The organism is Comamonas avium (genome assembly GCF_014836675.1).
Taxonomy (GTDB): Bacteria; Pseudomonadota; Gammaproteobacteria; order Burkholderiales; family Burkholderiaceae_C; genus Comamonas; species Comamonas avium.
Genome location: NZ_JACSQK010000009.1, coordinates 112,433 through 134,845, shown reverse-complemented (window position 1 = coordinate 134,845; position 22,413 = coordinate 112,433). Strand labels below are relative to the sequence as shown.

The 22,413-nt window shown below is 58.3% G+C and carries 13 protein-coding genes; 2 read left to right on the top strand and 11 right to left on the bottom strand.

All coding sequences use genetic code 11. The annotated features are described in order from the left end of the window. Positions 1-162: 162 nt before the first annotated feature. Positions 163-480 (top strand): hypothetical protein, encoded by a 318-nt coding sequence (locus H9646_RS16895; protein ID WP_191724556.1) that lies wholly within the window; start codon positions 163-165, stop codon positions 478-480. Between the two features lie 45 nt (positions 481-525). Beyond that, positions 526-1,485, top strand: coding sequence for a hypothetical protein (locus H9646_RS16890; protein ID WP_191724555.1), 960 nt, complete (start codon positions 526-528; stop codon positions 1,483-1,485). A gap of 353 nt (positions 1,486-1,838) precedes the next feature. Here the strand turns inward: H9646_RS16890 and H9646_RS16885 are convergent, their stop codons facing one another. The 11 genes from H9646_RS16885 to H9646_RS16835 all read right to left on the bottom strand — a co-directional run bounded on the left by H9646_RS16885 (position 1,839) and on the right by H9646_RS16835 (position 22,240). Next, positions 1,839-8,639: a PLxRFG domain-containing protein gene (locus H9646_RS16885; RefSeq protein ID WP_191724554.1), complete on the bottom strand. Its 6,801-nt coding sequence runs from the start codon at positions 8,637-8,639 to the stop codon at positions 1,839-1,841. Positions 8,640-8,692: 53 nt separating this feature from the next. Continuing rightward, positions 8,693-10,561, bottom strand: a complete 1,869-nt coding sequence (locus H9646_RS16880; protein WP_191724553.1) for a hypothetical protein — start codon at positions 10,559-10,561, stop codon at positions 8,693-8,695. Positions 10,562-10,646: 85 nt separating this feature from the next. Further along, positions 10,647-11,318, bottom strand: coding sequence for a phage adaptor protein (locus H9646_RS16875; RefSeq protein ID WP_191724552.1), 672 nt, complete (start codon positions 11,316-11,318; stop codon positions 10,647-10,649). Positions 11,319-11,320: 2 nt separating this feature from the next. After that, a complete protein-coding gene (locus tag H9646_RS16870) occupies positions 11,321-11,785 on the bottom strand; it encodes a hypothetical protein (protein ID WP_191724551.1) in 465 nt (154 codons plus the stop codon). Between the two features lie 68 nt (positions 11,786-11,853). Further along, on the bottom strand, positions 11,854-12,333 hold the full coding sequence (locus H9646_RS16865) for a hypothetical protein (protein ID WP_191724550.1): 480 nt from the start codon (positions 12,331-12,333) through the stop codon (positions 11,854-11,856). Positions 12,334-12,397: 64 nt separating this feature from the next. Beyond that, on the bottom strand, positions 12,398-13,690 hold the full coding sequence (locus H9646_RS16860) for a phage capsid family protein (RefSeq protein WP_191724549.1): 1,293 nt from the start codon (positions 13,688-13,690) through the stop codon (positions 12,398-12,400). 9 nt (positions 13,691-13,699) lie between these two features. Further along, entirely contained in the window at positions 13,700-14,755 is a 1,056-nt protein-coding gene (locus H9646_RS16855) for a hypothetical protein (protein WP_191724548.1), read from the bottom strand. A gap of 227 nt (positions 14,756-14,982) precedes the next feature. Then, a complete protein-coding gene (locus H9646_RS16850) occupies positions 14,983-17,280 on the bottom strand; it encodes a portal protein (RefSeq protein ID WP_191724547.1) in 2,298 nt (765 codons plus the stop codon). Positions 17,281-17,296: 16 nt separating this feature from the next. After that, entirely contained in the window at positions 17,297-19,048 is a 1,752-nt protein-coding gene (locus H9646_RS16845) for a terminase (protein ID WP_225214283.1), read from the bottom strand. Then, positions 19,035-19,832, bottom strand: coding sequence for a terminase small subunit (locus H9646_RS16840; RefSeq protein ID WP_318244938.1), 798 nt, complete (start codon positions 19,830-19,832; stop codon positions 19,035-19,037). The genes H9646_RS16845 and H9646_RS16840 overlap by 14 nt, the downstream gene beginning before the upstream one ends. A 590-nt stretch (positions 19,833-20,422) precedes the next feature. Next, complete coding sequence (locus H9646_RS16835; protein ID WP_191724545.1) at positions 20,423-22,240, bottom strand: methyl-accepting chemotaxis protein; 1,818 nt, start codon at positions 22,238-22,240, stop codon at positions 20,423-20,425. Between the last annotated feature and the right edge of the window lie 173 nt (positions 22,241-22,413).

Here is a 22,413-nt window from a genome sequence, read left to right as displayed (position 1 = left end):
AGCACTGATTGAAAAGTGAATCATAATGTGTTCTATGCTTCATATTGTTATGAGAAATTCATTGATTAACTCTCATTCCAGGTGATTTTTCTTGGCAAAAACTGATCGATAACTTCGTATTAGGCAGCGACACTGTCATTAGTTGTACTAAATCCCGCAAAAATGAAAATAAAGATATTTATTGGAGTAACGGTCGCTGCATTAATTTGTGCAGCTATCTATACGCAGCTAACGATTTTCGTTATTCCGCCAATTGGCATGGTGCCCGAGGGCAAAACTATCATCATTCCGCGCCAGAGCAATACGCAATTTGTCGACAGTCCAGACGGGATGTGCGAACGGACGAATGGCGGCGTCAGTCTTCTGTGTCGTGGCTTCGCAATCGCTTCTGTGGGAAAGGACGTAACGATCCTGGCTCGCTTGCCCTACAGCTCAACGCTGTACAGCATCTCCACTGGTGGCAAGAGCTACGACCGTTAGGCTCCAGTCTTTAATACTCAATACCAATTCTGCTTTCTGATGCTTATGTCGACCCAACGCAGTGCTTCGTTAAAGCTCCCATTTGTCCTAGCTTCTGTTGCAGCCTTACTGGCAGGCTGCAATGAAAACCAGCCTAGCAATAATGCAAAACCTAGCCAGTCGGCAGAGTTTCTGCAACAGCAAATCCGCGACCTGACTGCAGAACGAGATCATCTCAAGATGCAAGTGCAAGATCTGTCACGGTCCCCAACTGTCATCCTCGCTGACGTGACGAGCGCGCTCTCTAGCAACAATCTAGAGAAGGCAAACAAAGTGCAGGCAGAGCTAGAAAATCGCTTTCCCAAATCGAACGAAACGACAGAAGGCAAGAAACAAATTGCAGCTTATCGTGATGATCTTGCAAAGGCCGCCGCCGAAGAGCAGCGGCTGGCTGCACTGGGATTCAAGGCACTGCCAGTCAGACTGACCGTCAAAGGACCTGCCGTAACTGCGAAGTACAGTGACCTAAGCTTCAATCCACGTTTTGTGATGGATCGCTACGACAACAGCTACCACTATCGTGATGCTGACCGTGACACAAAGTACGCAATCATCGGTATGACCGTGACAGCAGGAAAAGGTGTGAACAATCCTGAGATGCCTGGTGCTGCACTTTACTGGGCTGATGGTGCGACACTGAGGAAGCTTGGAGAGTTCTCTATCGAATTCACGCGATGGGAGAGTTATGCAACCTATTTAGGTAATTATTCGGACAGCCGTAATGACTTTGCCAAGGTGCAGACCATACCCTTCACATTAGGGGTGCAGATTAGCGACGAAATGATCAGTAAAAGGCCGCTTTACGTTGTGGCCACAAAGGATGGCTGTATTGGCCGTGGCTATGAACGTTTTAGAAACCCTCCAGACTTTTACCGTGGCGTGTGCTCACCTTTGAAGTCGACGCTGACAACGCAAGACTTTACTGATCCCGCGAGCGTCTTGACTGTTGTTCTGCGGAGAGATTGACAAAGTCAAGGTAACTGGAAATGCTACCTGCTCGAATAATCGCTTTGGATTGATTGCGTTATCCACAAATTGGACATGAGCTGCCCCTCGGGATAAGACCGTCAACAGCAGCCAACGCTCGACCCGTTTGAACTTGGCTGCTGTGATCTCCGAGCCGCTCACTGTTTCATGGTCTTCACTTCAACGCATTGAGTGTTAACAGACTCGAGCACCAACCAAAAAACCCTCTTTCGAGGGCTTCGCTACATCAATCCTCGACGTGGTTCTACATGCCAGTACCACCAACTCATCGTCAGTGGCACGGTACACCAGCCCGATGCGGCACCTGCAAGAATGCCAACCATCGGACAGGCTTAGCGATTTTGCTCTTGCGCTATTTCTCGCATCTGCTGGCGGATCGCTTTTGGGGTGTTGCTCAGCACACGTTCTTCGCGGGGCTTGGCCATTTCACGGGCGCGCTTCCACATATCGGGAATCTTGATCACGATCGGCATATCCGGGTTGTTACGGTTCCAAGCCTCTACACGTTTGCGTGCATCAGCCAAGGCAGCGTCATCTTTGCGGAACAATGCATCAGCCCATTGCGCCTTGATATCTGCACTTGTCAATGAGTAAAACGATGTAGCGCGGCGCACATGGCTTACAGCTTCACTGTCTTCGGCCACCACCGTGGGCTGAAAGCCAAACAGCTTGAGCGCGCCATCCAGCGCATTGGTTTCCACTGTCTTGTAGCCTTTGGCATCTTTGGCCATGCCACTGGACAGCATGTCCGCCCCCTTTTGGGCATTGCGTACAGCCGTTGGCGAAACTTCTAGAGCCGCATCCACCACCTTGCCCGTCAGTGCCATGCCAAGCGCGCTGAAGCCACGCTTCACAAAATCCCCGCCTGGCCCTGCCAACTCCAGCAAGTCACGCTCACGGTTTGGCTTATCCATCGCCAAACCTGTACCAGGGATGATGTTGCCCACACCAAGGCGTCCTGAAACGTCAGTGGGCATACCGGGCAGACCCGAGATTCCTTGCTCCATAAAGGCTGCCATCTCATTGCCAAGCACGCCACGCAAGAACTCTTGGCGCTCGCGCTTCAAGCTGAAGTTGTAACCCATCTTCTGCCCAGCCCCATCCACCAAGTCCTCGATGTCCTCCATAAATGGCAAGCCGCCAGCACCCGACATCAGCAGCAACATGGCCATGGCCCACATCACGGCGCGGCGGCCTTCTGCGCGCTCCGGGCTGCCTTGCTCGCCTGCATTCCACATGCGGTGCATCAACTCCAGGTAGCTCACTGTGTAGGTTTTGAACGTCATCAACGTGCCACCCACAGCCCCGCGGCCCCAGCGCATCTTGTTGGCCTTGCTATACAGGAACTGGGTTTCCAACACAGCTTTGCGCGCAAACTCTGCCGGGTTGTCCACTCCCCGTTCTTTTGCCATCCGGTACGAAGTAATAAAGGTGCTTCGACGGTTGAACTGCTCAGCCAAGGCAAACGGCTGGCCCCAAGCCACCTTCGTACGTATCCAGCCATTCGCAGCTGCTGCTGTAACTTTGCCCATGGCAGTGCCGTCCCCCGCACGCAACGAACCTGTGCCACGCGCCTGGGCCATGATCTGGTGCACTTCTTGGGGCGAGAGTGTGCCGTCGTCTTCGGCCAACTTCATGGCGTGCGCTAAGTCGGCTTCGTACTTAAAGCCCTTGGTCGCCATATCCTTGAGAGCGCGTGTCATGTGTTTGGCCGCCAGCTGCATACCGCCGTACTGCGTCAACCATGGCAGGGTCACTGCAAACGGCTGGGTTGTGTTCACAAACGCGGAAGCCAGCGAACCTCCCAAATACTGTGCAAACAGCATGGAGCGAATAAACAAGCCCTCTTCTTGCGGATCTTGAATGTAGCTACGCAGCTGCATTGCAACGTCTTCCAGCTCGCCTTGTTCCTTGGGGATGGCCTGAATGGCGGCTTCCATCGTCCCCGCATTCAAACCTCCAGCGGCCAAACGCGCGTTGCTGTACACAAAGCTGGCCAGCACGCGCCCCACATCTTCGTTGTAGCCCGCTGTGCCCTTGCGGTGAATCAAGCGCTTTAAGGCGCTGTGATTGTTCTTGGCCAGTTGCAAGTAAGCCTGGTATGCCTTGTCACCGGCCTGATCGCCATCCTCGTTGAGCCCCAGCATGCTGCCAAACATCTCCATGCTCTCAGGGGTCATGCCCTGGAACAGTTTGAACTTCTCTTGTCCCTTGGTGCCCTGCGTGACCTTGGCATCTTTGTCATGCTTGAAGGCGTCACGCATATCTTGAGCCATGCGATTGGCATCCAGCATCGAGTCAAACATACCGAAGTACAGACTCTCTTTGTCCTTGCCTTCTACGTGAACCGTGTAGCTTCCGAAGCGCGAAAGTGGAGCGTAGCCACTGGCCATCAGCTCCTGGGCCTTATCCACGATGGAGCGGATCTGGAACATTTTTTCGGCCATGCGGTCACGCGAATCAGGAATGTCCTTAGCGCGCTGCTCCAGCTCATCATCCAACAACTTCCATGCGTCGGTCAGTGTGGGCGCGTCCATCACAATATCGCGTAAATCATCCCAATCGCGCCCCAAATTGCGCAGCATGTCAGCGCGAGAGGTAATGTCCAGCGACTTATCAAACCCGGCGCGCGCCTCTTGGTACAGACTGATTTGATGGTCAGTCAGGTTGAATACATCCTTGAGTTCTTTGGCATTCCACACAACACCTGCCTTAAGCACTCTGCTTTCAAACCGTTCATTTGCCAGCGCTTCAAACTGCTCTATAGGCAATGCGCGCAGGGCTGCCACCTCACGGGGAGCCATGCGGTTACCTGCCAGCATCACCTCCACCTTTTGTTCAGGTGCCAGGTTGCGGTACTTGTCCTTTAAGTCACTGACAAGTACGGCATTGCCATTCAGGTCGCGTGCCCAGTCCTTTGTCCCTTCAAACAAAGCCTTGGCAATCGCCTTGTTGTCCCCCGCGGATATAGATGTCTTGGCATCCTTACCCCAAAACTTCAAGTCACTCCATGTCTCCACACGCGGCAGCAAGCGCGGCGCCACGCTGGCCGCCTCATTGGTCAGAGTGGACACATCCTCAATAAACCGTTGCGCCGCTTCAAACACCGGTTTGAATGCCGGATTGCGTTCTGCTAGATGGCGCATGGTGCCCACAGTTTTATCCCACCACGACACCTTGCCGGGATGGCTCAGCGCGTTGTGCGCCAGCGTCATGCCCTTGTCTTTGAGGTCAGCCAGCTTGGAGCGGCTGAACATGATGTTGCCAACATCGTTGTTTTTGTTCAAAATGGACTCAGTGCCCGCGCCCAACCCATTTCGAGAACGTGTAGCGATGGATTGCGTAGCAGAGGATCGGGTCGCACCCCCCGCCGATGCATCGGGCACCTTTTCATAAGCTGTAAGCAGCCAGCCGTTCGCACCCTTGCGTTTTACCAGTACGGCCTCGTTTCCCTTGTGGTCCAGCACCAAACGCGTTGCCAATCCACTCTCTGCGCGCCTCACCTCTTCGCCAGAAGCAATCGTTTCAACCACCTTATCGGTAAGCATTCGCTGGACATCAGCCAAGCTCATTCCATCAGACTCCATGCGGCGTTTGATGATGTGCTCGATCCCGCGTTTGCTGTCGCCCCAAGTGAAGTCCACCCAGCCCAGTCCATTGCGGTACATGGCTCTGTGCTGATCTGCCTTCTCAACTAAAACCATTTGCATTGCTTTGCGGCCACGTGCAATATTGGCGTCTACAGACTTCATAGCACTGCGACTCGCAGCAGGTGACAAGTTCACGCCAGCATGTTGTGCACCCTGATCTTGCCCACCACGCTCCACCCAAGCGCGCGCTGGCAGCAAGTAGTTGTTGATGATTTCGGTATCCGTCAGCTTCATGCTCTGAAAGCCCGGCACGTTCTTGCGCAGCCAGGTGCGAATGGCAGCTACGGCGCGCTTCACAAACCCTATTTCAGGGTTGTTCTGGGCCATCTCGGCCAGTACTTCCTCGGCAGCAATACGTCGATCCTTCAGGGTGACACCACGCAAACCATACTCTTTGATCTTGGCATCCACCTGTGCTTTGCGCATGGTGGCAATCTGATCCAAGACACCGTCCAGCTCCTTGCCAAACGCGCCACGCAAGCCGTGGTGACCCAAAGCTTCATGAAACAGCACCCGCGCAGCATCGTTGGGTGTTTTAAGCTGGCTGGCCAGCAGATATGTCTTACCTTGGTGATAGAAGCCCTCGGGCTCGCCGCTGGCGCCACCACTGCGCTGCTTCTGGTCAGCACGGCGCACCGCTTCAGGAATGATGGGGTCTGCCATGTCATAGGCCACCAACACATCTGGGCCATTGGCCCATGTTTTACGGATGGCATCGGCTGTCCCCTTGACCTTACCCACCACCCGGGCGCGCGCCTTCTCAGAAAAAGCGGGCCGCCCTTCGTTCATCGTCTTCAAGAACCCCGGCACATCAAAATCTTGTGAGCTGTCCGCGTCTGAGCGGCGAAACAGCACTTTGCCCTGTGCCTCAGTAGATGCACTTGGAGAATTCTTCACCGCCTCCAGCGCCTGCTCTACGGGTGCATCCAGCACGATGGCCTTCACGGGCTTGCCATCCTCGGCTGCTGCAATGGCTTGGTGATGGCCGTCAATGATGTGCCCATCATTTGAGACGATCACGGCACGATCCCCGGTGGCCTCTTTGGCTTTGGCCACTTTGCTTGGCGAGTATTCAGCCTGCGTGGGCTTGAGCGCTGCCGCATCTACGGTCGTGGTTTCATGGGCAATGCCCTGAGCGTTCAAGTGTTTGACCAATCCGCCATGTGACTGGGTTGGCACCTGTGGCATCTCTGCGCGGGGAATCCCCAGTGTTCCAGTATCTGGCGCGAACGGTTTCTCATCGCCCTCCGGTTTTGATCCTTTCTGGGTAGCCACTGCCTCAACGGGCGCAATGGCATCCATTAGCGCGGCACGGGTCTTGTCAGTCATATCCGCCCAAGGCCGGGTATGCAGGTTCTTGCGCTGCATGGCATTCAAGCCGGCGGCATTGGCCGTAACAGCTTGGCGCTCAACCGTGGTCATGCGCGTCCAGCGCTCAGAGGCTTCTAGCTTGCGCGCACTCTCCGCAGCTCGGCTTGCATTGCCTGCTTGGGCAATCGCAGTAGCAGTCGCTGCGCCTTTCTTCTTTGCCTTCGCGCCAGCTTGACCGCCATTGTCTTCAGACGTGGGGCCACCATGGGTCAGCCCTTTGTCTGCGGCTGGATCTGCGGCTTGCGCTGCAGCTGGAACGCCGTTGACTGCTTTGCCAGATGCTGGGCGCGCTGCTCGTTGTTTCGGTTTTGCTTGCTGGGTTTGAGGGGTTTGCGTGCCATCTGTTGTTGCTCCTGTTTTAAATGCGGGTGACGATTTACCAGCCAGCGCTGCATCAGCATTGGCTTGCTCTTGAAGTTGGGTAATTTCTGCACGTGCTGTGGCTGCGCGGCCCTGCGCATCGCTAATCGCCTTCAGACGGCGCTGCTCATTGGCCTCTCCCACATCGCCAGGTCCACCCTTGGCTTCATGCGCTGGCAAAGGCTTGGCGTTGTGCTTGTATTCACGGGTGGCCCAGTCGCGCGCTTCAGCGTCGGCTGCTGCGGCTTCACTGTTCAATTGCTCCATCCGCAGGGCCGGGTTGAGTAAATCCAGCTCTTGCTGCAAGGCATCACGCTGGGTGACTGCCTCCTGCGTCCAGCCCGTGGCACGCCCTTGCTGTGCCAAAAAATCCAACCGCTCCACAATCTGCTGCCCGCGCACCTGGCCTGACACCTCACCCGTGTCAGCATCAACACCTTGCTGGCTCAGTGCGTTTTGCTCTTGTTTTTTTACATTCGACTGGGGTGCCTGGGCGGTGGCTGCAGCCAGCATCTGCTCTGTCGCACCACTGTCTACGGCCAACGCGGCGGCAGCTTCCAGTTGACCGGCGTCCTTGCGCAGCCCCATGGCCTGGCTATCAACGGCTGGTGCACTGGCTTCGCTGGCAGCCGCAGGCGCGTCTTCTGCGGTAATGCCTGCTGCGCTTGGGCCCATCAGATCAGAGGCCAGATTGGTGCCTGCCCCAGCCTGCGCACCCTGCTCGGCGTCCTCGTTGTTCTGGTTGGCAGCAACATTCGCATTTGCGCTGACAGCGCGCCCACTGGCTTCCACAGCCCCAAGGCCACCACCCAAAGGAGCAGCAGCCAAGCCTTCCAGCGCGGCTTGACCAGCCACCCCGCGCATAGTTGGCGTATCAAACCCCTCACCCTGCTCGGCCAGATTGGCAGCAAGGCGCTCTTGGCCACCTTGCACCGCTTCCATGGGCGCTTCTTTGGCAACACCCAGAGCTGTGCCCTTGGCGATACCTGCAGTGGTTGCATCTGCAGCCTGTTTCGCTGCACCTGCTCCCGCCAAACGCCGCACTGCAGCTTCAGCACCGGTAGAGCCAGCCAGCACACCCAGCCCAGCACCTGTAGCAATGCTGCCCAAGTTGTCGCCCGAGTACGCTTGTGCAACGTCAGCACGCTGCGCGGCTTGCTCCGGTGTCGCGCCTGCTTCTAAATGCCGCTGCTCCACCCCGTCGTAGATGCCACCCTTCACAGCACCGGCCCCCTGCACCGCGCCAATCACCATCGGGGCTGCACGTGCGGCCAGTTGCGCGGCAGTGCTGGTGCCACCGGTCAACGCAGCAGCGGCCAACGTCGGCACAACAGAGCCCACGGCATTCAGCGTGGTATCCAAGGGGGCATCGGCAAAGCTGCCCGCATAGGCTTTCACCTCTTGCCAAGTGCTGCCCGAATCCTCCGCTGCCTTGATCGTCTGCGCGCGCTCTTGCTTTTGAGCCTTGCGGTGGTCAGATTCCAGATCCTCCGCTGCCTGGATGCCCTTACCAATCAGGCGCGAGACGGCATTCCCCGCACCTGCGGCATCAGAGACCATCTTGACGCCCTGAGCCACGCCGGTGCCCAGAGCAATCGCAGAGTCTCCTATTTCTTGGCCCCACCCTTTAAGGCCACGCGGAGCAGGTGGTGCATCTGCTGCACCAGCCCCATAGTCCTGCTTCCAAGGTTCCGAGCCACCACTGGAAGTGCTGGCATATTGTTGTTCCCAAGGTTTCTTTGCATCGGTCATGCGCAGATGCTCAGCGCATGACTACTTTGCGTCGAACCCTATGCTGGGCGCACTTACAAAGGCTCCCAATTCTTCTGCTCGTTGGGATTCCCACCCTTGTAGCGGAAACCGTTGCGCGCCTCTCCGGCTTTGGGCAGGCTTGCCGCTACTGCGTCGTTGCCTGGGCCATTAATGAACTGCCCTGTCTGGTTGTTGAGTACACGTCCAGGCACATTGCGCATGACGTTCGCGGTGGTATCCCACTCCTGTCCGCCAGGCACCACGGTGTACCGATTGGCTTGTTCACTCTTGCCCGACAAATCCCGAATCTGCTGGGCAATCGCCATGCGCTCCTCGGGCGTCTTGGCAGCGTCGTACCTGCGGTACATATTCTCCTGACGCTCACCGCTGCGAATATCAAAGCCGCGCACCTGCTCTTCCAGGTTCATCTTGCGGTCATCCATGCCTGCACGGCGTGCATCACGCTTGTTGGCCCCAGTCTCTTGCATGCCTGCGCGCTCTGTCGCTCCAGCTTGGCGCATCTGCTCGCCTGTCAGATGGCTATTGGCGCGCATGGCCTCCACTTCAGCACCCGCTTGGCCCGTGGTCATGGCTGCCAAATCCTCGCTCTGACCCCGCTGGTAAGCGGCTTGAGCCTGGCGGCGCTCCTTGCCTGTACGGTGAATGCCGTTGGCTGCCATCTCCAAACCGCGAAGTCGCTGGCGCGCTGTGAAGTCGTTGCCACTGTGTGCAACGGTTGGTGCGCGCATCTGCTGGGGCATCGGCAAGCCTCGCACCTGTGGTGTCATCAAGCTGCCTTGTTGCGAGCGCTGAGCAAGCGCTTCAGCCGCCGCATTGTTTTGCCAAGTTGGAAGACCGCGAGGCTGTGCACCAGCTACTGCACCTGCTGCACTGTCCGAAAAGCTATTGCCGCTGCGAAATACCCCGGGCTGCACTTGCGTGGCCTGGGGTTGTGGTGGCTCTGGTAGCGGCACCATAGCCTGGGTGGGCTGAACAGCGCTGGGGCTGGTGGTGTTCACGGCTGTGGCTGCAGAAGGTGCTACAGGCTGCACGGCGGCGGGTGCCGTAGCAGTCATCGTCGGTGCTGCTGGCGCTGGGGCTGAATCGCTTTGGCCAATGGGGGATGCATCACCCGTCACCAGCGTCTTGAGCGCCTGCGCAGCCGGGTTCAAAGCGCGCGCTGCAGAGCTGGCCACATCATCAGCAAAGCCAATGGCAGGCGCCAACCCTGTGCGCGCGCCCATACCAACGGCAGCGCCGACGCCGCCAGACTTGTAAGCCTGTTGAATGTCTTGCCCTACCCCTTTGGTAGCGGCAACGGTGCCCGGGAACGCGCCAGCCAAGGCTGCCCCCACGCCAGTAGATGCGGGCTCACCTGCTTGCTGCCCAGCAGGCTTCAAACCTACAGGGGGCATGCTAGGAGCTGCGGCAATCCGCGCTGCTTGCGTGTGTGGCATACCGCTAGACCCGCTACTGCCTTGCAGCCGGCTGCCTGGAAAGGTGTTGCTTGGCGAGGTTGGGAGGCGCTTTTCTTCTTCCACCACGCCACCACCATTAAAGAACTGGCGCGGCTCACCCGGCAGGTTCTGCTGAAACCCTCGCAGGCCACGTGGCCCACCGGCTGGCACTGGGGCATGGGTGGCATTTTTCATCTGATCTAAAGCCTGCACGCCCACGGCATGCACTTGCTCTGGGGGTAGCTTGAACTCACCGTTAGACAGCTGCACAGGCACTGGTTTTTGGCCCATCGCGGCTAGGTTCTGCTCACCAATGGCCTGCGTGCTGTCAGTGGGCATGATGTACGTCCCCTCTGGCACGGTGTCTGCCACTTCATCCGACGTACCGGTACCGGGGCCGCGCACCTTACCTGCACGTGGTTGTTGGGGTTGGGTGGCGCGCTGCGCCGGTTGAAAGCCTCGCATGGAGCCTCCTGTAAATGGCATTGCCGCCATTGTTCTGAGGCTGCGTGCAAGTTCCAAACCCTATGCGGGGTGGATGGACTGCCCTCTAAGGCAGCATAAGCATGGTGGTGTGCGGGGTATCTTCGCGCGTTTGCCGGCGCAAGTCGCTGTCCGGCTGGTGGCCGAAGTAGTGCGTGAACGCTGTTTCTGCGGCAACAGAGCGCGTGGGGTCAAACCCATCAGCATCCGGCTGGCTGAACGCCTTGTGCAAAGCCCAATGCACCAGCTGCATATGGCTGGCTCTGTGGATTTCAGGCTGATCGTGCTCATGCTTCATGCAGCACAGCGGTAAGCGATAGCCCTCCAGCTGCAGGCGCGCACCGGCTTGAACCGATCCAACCACCCGCAATGTCGTCTCGCCTTGAATCAGCCACTGCACCGGGCTTTGTGTGTGACGCCAGCCTGGCACATTGTGGTCCAGCCACTCACGTGAAACGATGGTCAGCAATCGCGGACAGGAGTCTGTATCACTGGCGTACAGGCGCACACTGGCTATTTCATACAGCGATTCATGCAGCGCATAGGACTTTACGCCGGGCTGCAGGTCAATGCGGCACACCTCGTCGTTGGTGTCCTCCAGCAACAACCGCGCTCGAACGGCGGCCTGCTCCTGCGCTTCATTCAACCACCTGGTCACCAATGCATCATCCCAAATATAGGGCTTCACATTGTCTTTGGCATCGGTGCGAAATGCCTCAATCAGGTGTTTGAGCTGCATGGTCAGGGCATCCCGTACTGGTCAATAAAGCTTTTGGCCATGTCGCGCGCCTTGGCTACGCCCAGATTGCCGGGAATTTTTTGCTTGTAGCTGTCCTGGGCCCAGTTGATCAAGCCCTGGCGGTCCATCTTCTCTAGCTGTTCAAGCAGCGCATAGCGCGCATCTTCTTTCGTGCGCTCCTCGTTTTGCTGTTGACTCTGCTCTGCCAGTAGTTTTGCGGTGTCATCCACCGGCTGGCTTTGTTGTTCGCTAGTGGCGCCCGCCTTCTTGTCTTTGGCAGACTCCACCACCTCAGTGGAAGTGGCCAGCTTGAACAAATCATCATGGTGCAGGAAGCGGGCTGCCAATGCAGGCGGCAAGGGGCGCGTCTGTTCAGGCGTGAAGGTCAGGCCGGAGCGATAGAGGCGATCCTTGAAGGGGTTTTCCTTGCCCACATAAGTGACTGCTACGGTGCTTTCTGTTGTCATGACTGAATTCCAGTGAGTAAATTGGCGAGGGTGGAACCTAAGCCCCACCCTGTTTTATGAGCTAACTGTTAGCGTGGGCCCATGCGCTCACCTTGCGCCGTGACATCGATGCGCGAGGCTTTGACGTTGGCGGCGCCAGCGATGGTCAACACCAGATAGGCAGCCTTGGGCAACTTGACCAGTGCCTTGGCACCGCTAGCGCGCAGGCGCGCAGCCGCAGCTAGATTCAGACCTGCACCGAAGTAGGCTGCGTCTTGCGGTACTTCCAGGCTATCCACGCCATCCACGTATTCAAAGCCCAGCGAACCAGTGACCGTATCCGTCATGCCGGTAGAGACAATGACTTGTGCGTCTTCCAAAAACATGCCCTCTGGCAGCTTTTCGAGGACAACTTTGTCGCCAATAGCCAGCGCGACGGATTGATCAGCACCGATCACCTTGCCATCCGCATCCGTTTGCAGCGTGGCACGGTAGGTGGTGAGGTTGCCGTGGGTGACCATGTCGCCAAACTGCTGCTCACCGATAAATTTTTTCTTGATGATTGCCATGTCGGCCTCCAGAGATTGGGTGAAAGGACAAGGGCCAGCCGCGCTGGGGCTGGCCCTGGAGTCATCAGCCGCGGGGCTTGATGATCTTGACGGCGGTATCCAACACCGTCACACCGTGGTCGGTGAACTCGGTGTGGTCGCCATGGTCCACGGCAAAGCGGATCTTGGACAGGCCCAAGATGGCGCCGATTGCCAGTTCCATCTTGTCGTCAAAGTCATCGCCGGCTTCCTTCCAGAAGAAGGGAATGCCCGAATGCTCAGAAGCACCGAAGGCCATGGCCAGTGCTTGCCCCCCCAGCAGCAAGCCACGATCTACTGCAAACTTGTCGCCAAACGATGCTGGCACCTTGCATACCGACTCGGCTTCGCTGTCGTAGGCGGCGCAATACTTGATTTCGTCTCCAGCGTAGAAGCGGATGGGCTTGGGATTCTTCAAGATCAAGATGCCATTCCACAAGCCAGCATCGCCCAGGAACAAGGGGTGATCCTTAGCCAAGCGTGCTCGCGCGCTGGCATTGGCTTGGAAAGCACGGAACGCTGGGTCAGTAGCGAACTGGCTGTACTGCGCCGGGGATGCCAAGTAAACGCGAATCGGGCTATCGGTCGCTGCCTGGTCGTTGTCAAACTCCACGGGGGGTGGTGGCAGCGGAATGCTGTCGCTCCATTCACGCACGGCATCCAATACATCCATGCTCAAAACGTCCATCGAGTTGATAACCAACTCGCCAGCATTCGCCTTCAGTTCACCCACAGTACCCGCACCTGCCACCAAGTGGCGGTTTTTGGTGGGAGCCTTCACAGGGTTGACCATGATGTCCGCGAAGTCCTTGTGCGTGTTTACCGGCACAGTCCATTCAATACGGTGGTCATGAAAGCCGCGTGCACCCGACAAATGCACCAGCGTGGACTGGTCCAGGTACTGGTTCATGAGCTTCTGCGCCTTGGGGCGGCCCATGCGGCGCATATCGAAGGGGCTGCGAATCTGCGTCATGGTGTTACCCATGTCGATCACAAAGCGCGCCTGGTTCACGCGCAAGCGGTCCTCCGAGAAGGACATGCCCACGCCCTTGCCCTTGGCATAAGCGCTACCCATGATGGGGTAAGCGCCAATCGGGTTGTCCAAGTGGAAAGTGACTTCATCACCTTTATTCTTGGTCAGGTTGTCACAGCGCACGATGGGCATGGACGCCTTGGACTGATTGCCCTTGGCACCAGCAACTGCAGCATCCACCTTGGGCATGGAGCCTGTGAGGTGGCGCATCTGGGTGTTGCGCTGAGTGGCAGTGTGAAAAACACCGACTGCCTGCTGAATCATTGCGCCCTTGGCGCCCGACGCGACATTGGTTTTGGTTTCCATGTCTTACTCCTAGATCTGACGGTTCAGCCATGCCTCGATTTGCTGGGGACTCATGCCTTCGGTGGCATTAAGCATTTCGAGGCCGGACAATCCCGCCGTGTTGTCCAGCGCAGACGTGCCCGCAGCATGGCCACCAGGAATGCTGGAAAGGCTAGCTGGGGGCGGTGTCTTGACTGACGCCACAGCGGCGCTTGCTGCGTCCTTGACGGTTGCAGCTGTTGTGGTGGGCTTTGGTGCTGTCGCGTCCTTGAAGGCGTCAAACACTTCCACGATCTGGTCAGCAGTGCCGCCTGTACTGGCATCAAAAAGCCCCCAATAGGCGGCGCGCACGGCACTGGGCTGGGCATCCACCCACGCTTTGAACTCGGTGCTTTGGGCAATCGAGTCCGCATCGGGATGCTTGCCGTAGATCACCTCGTAGTGCGCGTTGGACGCAGATTCGGCGCGCTGCTGCTTTAAGGGGGCCAGCTCCTTTTCCAGCTCTGCTCGCATTTCTGCGCGCAGCTCCGCGCGAAGTGCTTCGCTGGATTGCTGGTTCATTGCTTTGATGCCGGCTGCCATGGCTTTTTCAGAGAAATCGCCAAACAGCCCAACATCAACGCCAGCATCCAGTGCCGCCTGCGTCTGGACTACAAGGTTGTCCGCCGTAGTGGCTTCCTTGCCTGCATCAGCGCGCGCTTGGGCCTGCGTTTGCAACTGTGCCAACTGCTGTTGTGCAGCGGTTTCACGTGCTTCAGCGGCTTCTGCCTGCGCTTTCCAGTGCTGCCCTTCTTCACGTGCTTTCACCAGCGTGTCGTAGGGAATGGTGTGCTTGCCATCGCGCGCCAGTAGCACGGCATCAGCGGGATCCGCTTCAGTTGTGACTGGCTTTTCTGCTGTCGTGGAATCAGCACTGGCGGCGGGTGTTGTGTCCGTTGCAGCGGTGGTCGCGGGCGCGCCACCTAAATCCCCGGTCGCTTGCGCGCCAGAGGTATCACCCTGCTCGGCAGACAAAGCTGCCAAAGCCTGCTGCGGCGTCAACGCGCCATCAATGCTGTCGTAATCAAAGTCCTGGTTGGTTGTCATGCCTGTCCCGCCACATATCGCCGTGGCCGCAATGGGTCAGCAATAAGCTTGGCCCTTGCGGGCTTTGCTGCATGCTCCTGAAACGAAAGCGCGTAAACGCCCCCTGCTTCGCTCGGCGCAGTCGCGCTTTGCTTGGTATGGAGAATGAAAGAGAGCGGGCAAATCCCTAAGCCCTATGCTGGGCGAGCACAAAAAAGCCACCTCAGTGGGTGGCTCCTTGGATAGGCTTATGCAGGCAGGTTGTCTTGCGTGGCTGGTGTCTCAATCCCATCCATGCCTTGCGGCGCGCCTTGGGGCACAGGCGGGTACGTGGGGCTGGTGTTTTGCTCCACTCCGGGCAAGCCATCCGCACCCGGGCGGCCTTCACCTTGCAGGTAAGGGTCTTTCATCTGCACCGCAGCCTGCACATCCGCTGTGGGGAAGTTCGGATCATCGGCTTGCTCAGGCTTGGTGTAGCCCGCGCCCTGCATGATGGCGTCTGCAATCGGGGCAATCATCGGCATTTGAGCAACTTGAGCCGCGCCTTGCATGGAGCTGAAGCTGGACTGAACGCCCTTGAGCACTGCCCCCGCCACAATGTCTTTGATCTGAGCTTCAGTCAGTCGGTCCTTCATATCCAGTTCGCGCGCCTTCAGCTCATGGCCTGCCAGCTTGAGAGCTTCTGCCACCTTTTCTTTGATGCGCTGCTCCACCTGCTCGGGCGTTTCCTGACCCCCAGCGGCGCGAATGGCTTCCACCAACTCCTTCTTGAACGGCACATCCAGTAGCGACGCCATCAGCGGCATGCACACCGCCTGGAACTGTGGCGGCATGGCTTTGACCACTTCGCTCATGGCGTTGAGTTGCTGGCCACGGTAGGTCGGGCTGCTTGGCACATCCTCCAAGGCCACCATCAAACGGGTGCGCTGCAGGTCGTTGGACAGATACGGGTAACCGTGCTCATCGGTCTCAGGCTTGTTGATCACCACCGTGCGGTCAGCGCGCACTGCATCACCTTCGATCACGATGCTTTGCTCTTCCCTGCCCAAGTCCTGCACCAGCATGGACATCAGCAGCTCACCCACCTGCGTGCGCCCCCGCTTGAAGTTGCCCATCATGTGTGCCAACGACTGGTTGGCCTGCTCCACCTGGGTCTGCTCCTGCACGCCCGATGTGGCCGTACCGCGCCGGCCACTGAAGGCACCCGCTGCTGCAGGGTTCACCCGCTCGATCGCCTGGCGCGCATTAGCCAGCAGCTCCAGCTGGCTCGCAGTCATCTGGTAATCACGCTCCACCTTAAAGGTTGCGCCTTGCTGGGCCATGTGCACATGGTCCAAGACAATGTCCGCGTCCAAGCGGCCCACAGTGCGGCGAAACTGCTCGTCCGTCATGGCCACGGCACCCTTGGTGCGCTCTACTCGGTAAGCACTCATGCCCCAGCGCAGGCGCGAATTTCCTGAATTGAGCGTGTCTTGCTGGTACAGCATGTTGCGGATATAGCCAAACGGCACGCGCGTGTTTTCTTCACGGAAGCCCCAGAACGGCACATAAGGGAAGTGCTTGTGCGAATACGGTGTGGGGCCATCAAACAGTACATGCGGACCCAGCCAGTAGCTGCGGCGCACCTTGGGGACCACCGCGCGGCGGTATTGCACCAGGTTGTTGGCAATGGCGTGCACATGTGCCGGGTTGTTTTCGTCGTACTCCACCACCCGGCCATCTTTGGACTTGAGCACCACCACATTGTTCCAGCGGCGGTACCACAGCTCGGTCACGCACACTTCCTTGTTGAACGGGTTGAACCAGCGGTCTTCGGCCACGGTCCATTCGCGCGCCACATCAAACGCACGGTTCATACCGGTGCTGCCACCGCCATAGCCTGACGCCTCGTACTCCGTCCACCAGCCGGTACCAGCCTTGCCAAAGCGGTTGATTAGCTCTTTGTGCTCAGGAAAGACGCGCGCCAGCCGGGCTGGGTGCATCCAGCGCTGGCGACGAACCCACCGCGCATCACTGAGGTCATCTTGCGCGCTGGCCCAGTCCCAGTGCATTTCATTGCGGCTGACCGGCAGGCACTGGTAGGGAAAACCAAACGGGTCATCGGCGCGACTGACTTCTACCCACCCCACGCCCACGCCGATCTGCGGGTAAAACGCCTTGCTGCATGCATCGTCTGCCTTGCTATGCCGCTCGGCTTCGTTGAGTTTGAAGCTGATCGCATCCGCCACATCCTGCCCACCAGGCTGACCATTGGCTGTCACACGCCAGTCCGCGCGCGTGGCTTCCTCAAAGCCGCGAATGCCTTCCAAGGCAGCACCAATCAGGTTCTCCATACTGGGTGGAATGCCCAAGGCCTTCTGCGCCTCCAGCAGCTCGGTGCGCAGCTGGTTGCCCTCTGCGTATTCAATCTCGCGATCTGCAATGGGCCGCCACTCGCGCGGCTGGTGGTCGATCTCTTCGTGGATCTCGCGGTACTCAGCCAGTGACAGGGGTACATCACCTTCAGGCGTATCCACAGGGTCGATGTTGGGTTGTGTGTCTCGCATGGTGGCTTCCTCGGTATCAATAGCAAGTCGGTGTCGGGGCTTCTTGGTAGCCCCGGTTGTTGGTCAACGAATCAAGCAAGCCCAGCTCTGTCGCCTGCGCGTATTGGCGAAAAGCATCGGCACCTTCACTGCAGCCGTTGGACTTTTCGGGTTTGTTATCCAGATAGCGCGCCTCAGCGGTGCTCCACTTTTTCTTGTAATTGGTCAACCGCTCAATGCCTTGCGCAGTCGCATCAATGTCAAACCACGCCGTCTTGAGGTGCTTGCGCGTCTGATAAATGCCTGTCATCAGCTCAGTGATTGGTGGCAGTACATAGAAGCCATGCCCAGGCAGCAGGTCTTGGAGCATTTGGCGGGTGGACTTGTTGGTGTCTGACAGTCGTTGGTGCCCAGCGTCATGGGGCAAGAAGTGCATCCCGTACACAAAGCCTCGGCGCTGCAACTCCACCGCGTAGGCGCGCAGGTCCGCGTTGTGGTCTTCAAAGTAGCCAATAAAACGATCCTCTTGACGCAGCCGCTGCATGAACCAGATGGCGGTGCCGTCTTTACGGCCGATGTCCCAGAACGTGTACACAGGCAAGTCCAGCACAGGCACTTGGGTGATGCCGCCACGTTTGCGTAAGTAGGCAATCTCCTTGGCGAAGTAGTTGCCCATCGTGGATTGCTGGAACGCTTCGCCCGGAGTGCTCGGGTACTCACGCCACATGCGCTCCTCGGCCCCGGCAAAGTCATTGCGCTGCTTTTCCGTGTACCAAGCGCGCTGGCCTTGGTCGATCTTGCAGCCTGAATCGGCCTCGATGCCGTTGAAGTAGTCGTGTAGCTCGTCACTGATCGGCACGCCTGCCGGGTCCATGGTGTAGCTTGGGTCTTGCCACCAGGCGTAAAAGTGAAAGCGATACTGGCTGCGCGTCAGCAGTGTTTTACCAGCCACCAACGCTTGCGCGCGCTGGCACATCTTGTAGAACTCACCATCCGTTCCTTCGGCGGTGGACTCCACAACAATGATCCCGGACTGCGGTACCGCCTGGAATGAACCGGTAACCACTTCTTCTGCTTTGTGCGGAAACTTCGCGCAGATCTTGCCGAACTCGGACACATGCAATCGATGGATCGTGCCGCCGCGAACAGAGGTCGCCACGCGAATCGAGCTATTGTTGTGTGCGAACAGCAGCTCTTTGGTACTGGCGCGTGCCAGTGGGAAGCGTTCGCGGATCTCCTCTGGTAGATGGTCGTATGCAAAAACCACCTTGTCCCGAAAAATCGACTCTGCCGTCTCCCGGTCCTGGGCGATCATGCCGCACCGCTGGTTGCCGTTGAACAGCGCGTGGTCCAGCCACATGATGGCAATCAGCGTGGTGAATCCCAGCTGGCGCGCTTTCAGAATCAGATTGCGGTGCCACAGCCTCTTAATAAACCGGCGCTGCGCCTGGTTGGGTTTGAATGGCTGTACAAAGCTCTCGCCCTCGTCAATCTCATTGCCGTCGGCATCCTTGACTGGCTCGCCCTTCACAATGATCTGATACAGGCATCCACTGAATAGCCGCCATTCAGGGTCAGCCAAGCAACGCGCCAGCTCTTCCGCATCAGTGGGCAGTTGTGATGGATGGCCTGCAACGATGGGAGCGCGCTGTGGATTCTTGCCAGATGGTTTCTCCCACGCTTCTCCCAGCAACGCATCCGCCTTACAGCCTCGCACTGCCGCGATTGCCCCAACATCCTCATCCAGACTACCAGCCTCACTGGCGCGAACGGATTTAGTCGTCCTCATCATCCACTTCCTGACGTGGATGAAACGCGCTGGGCTTTGCTACCGTTGCAGACTCTGGGTCGTTTTGCACAGGGACAAAGCCATTGCCACTTGCTGTAGCGATGCGAGACAAAAGCGTAGTCAGTGGATCTGCCTTTTGCTCATTGTCCTTCTCGTACAGTCCCAAATGCTTCCATAGCTTTTCCGCAAATGCTTCTTTGCTGTGCTGTAGCACCTGTAAACCATCTTTGGTGCGCTTGACGCCCGCATACAGCTGTACGGCAGCAGGGCTTAGGTATCGGGTGTCTTTGATTACATCGCGCGCATAACCATCACCACGGCAATCCGGGCACTCTGGATGTGGTGGGCGCAGTGGGCTATAGCCGATACCACCTTGCTCATCGAACTCGTCATCTTTGTGAATGAGTCCTGTGGTTTTGTCATTGATATGGCGTTCACGGTCCTTGTTGAACTCAGCCACTGTGCGCTGCCACTTAAATCCATCACCCCAGCAATGGCGGCAGCACCCAACGTGCACCTCTGTCAGCTCTCTGGAGTCAGCGGTCGCAATCATCCAAGCCTGTAGTAGCAAGGCATCTGCATTGATGTGTGTGCGCGCTTGCTGCTGCTTCCTGGCTTCTGCGATGGCAAGCTGTAGGTAAGGTTTTGACAGGTTCTCAGACGCCATCTGCTTTGCAGTGTCTGGGCTGTATCCAGCTCGAATCGCAGCTTGAGTGCCATTCAAGTCCACCAAGTACTCATCGATAAAACGCTGCTGCTTGGCGGTGAGCTCAATCTGAGGCACATCAGCTGACCTTGGCTTAGGTCTTCTGACTGGTGCTTTGGTGGCTACCTTCTTTGCAGGCACCTTCTTTGGGGCTGGCGCTTTCTCTTTTGCTGTGGCCTTGGGTTTGCTCTTAGCAGGCGTAGCTATACGCTTAACAGATATCTTCGCAACAGGCTTTGCCAGCGCTTTGATGGCAGGCTTTGCAACAGGCGCAGCTTTGCCTGCAACCTTCTTGGTGGCTGCAGGCTTAGGCGCAGGACTCGAACGGGTGACAGGCTTCTTGCCTGCTGGTTGTTTTGCCATGCACCCAGTTTTGCAGGTGGATTGGCTTTAGCCTAACCCTATGCTGGGGCCGTTAATAAAACCACCGCAGTGGGTGGCTAGTTAACTGAGCACGACCATTCATTCTTGCTTTGTAGTCGAGCATGCTATGACTGGTAACGGCTAGAAACTGACAGCTGCAGTGCACCTTCGCATGACCGCTACTGGCTTCAGCGGTCAGTCGGCAGACTTGATGGGGCTGCGCGACCGACCTGAGGTGCCCATCAGCGCTTGTTCGAGTCGGCTGAAAATCAACCCACAGCGGACCTTGCAGGTGCAGGCTAGCGTCACCGATTCTGAATAGCAGCGGGTGCATCCAGCTTAAACCCAGCCACCGCATCCGCCAATTGCGCGGCTTGCTGCTGCAGCGACTGCGCTGCGGCGCTCGCTTCCTCCACCAGCGCGGCGTTCTGCTGCGTGGCCTGGTCCATTTGGCTCACGGCGCCGCCGATCTCGGAAATGCCCGTGCTCTGTTCCTGGCTGGCGTTGCTGATCTCGGCCACGATGGTCGTCACCTGGCGCACGCTTTCCACCACTTTGTTCATGGTGACGCCGGCGTCGTGCACCAGTTGGCTGCCGACGCTGACCTGTTCCACCGATGCATCGATCAGGGCCTTGATTTCCTTGGCGGCCGAGGCGCTGCGCTGTGCCAGAGTACGTACTTCGGCAGCAACCACGGCAAAACCACGCCCTTGCTCACCTGCGCGGGCGGCTTCCACGGCTGCGTTCAGGGCCAGGATGTTGGTCTGGAAGGCGATGCCGTCGATCACGCCAATGATGTCGGCGATCTTGCGCGACGAGGACTCGATGCCGCCCATGGTCTGCACCACCTGGCCCACGACGCTGCCGCCGTGTGTGGCGACGTCGGAGGCACCGCTGGCCAGCTGACTGGCCTGGCGCGCGTTCTCGGCGTTCTGTTGCACGGTGGCGGTGAGCTGTTCCATCGCCGCCGCGGTCTCTTCCAGCGAGCTCGCCTGCTGCTCGGTGCGGGCCGACAGGTCCTGGTTGCCGCTGGCGATTTCTGTGGTGGCCACGCGCACGGACTCGGACGACTCCCGGATACGGACCAGCACGGCCGCGATCTTGTCCACGAAGTGGTTGAAGGCGCGTGCGATCTGTGTGAGTTCGTCGTTGCCATGCGTGGAGAGGCGGCGCGTCAGGTCGCCCTCGCCCGAGGCGATGTCTTCCAGCGCATCGCGCACCACGGCCAAACGGCGGAGCGAGCGCGCGATGACCGCGCCGAGCAGCAGGATGGCAACGGCCAGCGAGACGATCACCGTGACGGCCGACACCTGCAGGAGGGTGCCAAGGGATGCCAGCGCCTGGCCCCGGTGCACGGCGGTCACGAGCTGCCAGTCGGTGCCTGGCACGGCATGGCTGTAAAGCAGATAGTAGGTGCCGTTGATCTGCGTGGGCATGCCGCTCGTGGCCTGCTCCAGTGCTTGCATGGCTTCCGGCTGGAGACTGGGCGAAAGCGTGGACACGGGCTTGAGCGTCAGAGCGGTGTCGGGGTGGGTCACGATGGCTCCGGCCTGGTTGGCCAGAAACGCAAAGCTGTCCGGCGTCGGGCGGATAGAGGCCACGGTGCGCACCACGGTGGTCAGCAGCACGTCGGTGCCCACCACGGCGGTGGGATTGCCCTTGGGGCCGACGGGTTCGGCGAAGGTCACCCCCACTTCGGGCGGCGAAGTGAACAGATAGGGTGCGGTCACGATCGGTTTGCCCTCCTGCACGGCCTGCTTATACCAGGGGCGCGAAGTCACGTCGTAGGTGTCCGGCATGGGGTTCAGGAAGATCGTTCGCTTGTCCGGAAAGCCCACGTAGGCGTCGGAAAATCCGCCCCCGTCGCGCAGCGCCTGGACCACGCCGCGCGAGTCTGCCTGGTCGATAGCCAGCGTCAGCGTGTGGGTCAGCAAGCGTTTTGACTCTACCCAGTCGCCCAGTACGCGCGCCTGGGCGGCAACCAGTTGGCGACTCTGGGCGTCCACTGTCGACTGGACATGGCGCTGCATGGTCAGAAAATTGGCCGCCGCCAAAGCCAGCATGGCCACGGTGACGATTGCGATACTGAGTGCAATGAGACGTGTCCGGAGCGTGAGCTGCATGCAAAATCCTATCGGTATTCCTAACTAAAAACTTGCGTAGTATCGCATTCGATTCTGACAGTCAAAAAAAGCAATCTAGTTCATCCGCATTGGCGGACGGCATGTGGCGGGCCTGCATCAACGGTGCTGCAAGCCTGCGAGGCTACTAGCGTTTTTCCGCCAGCCATGGGCAT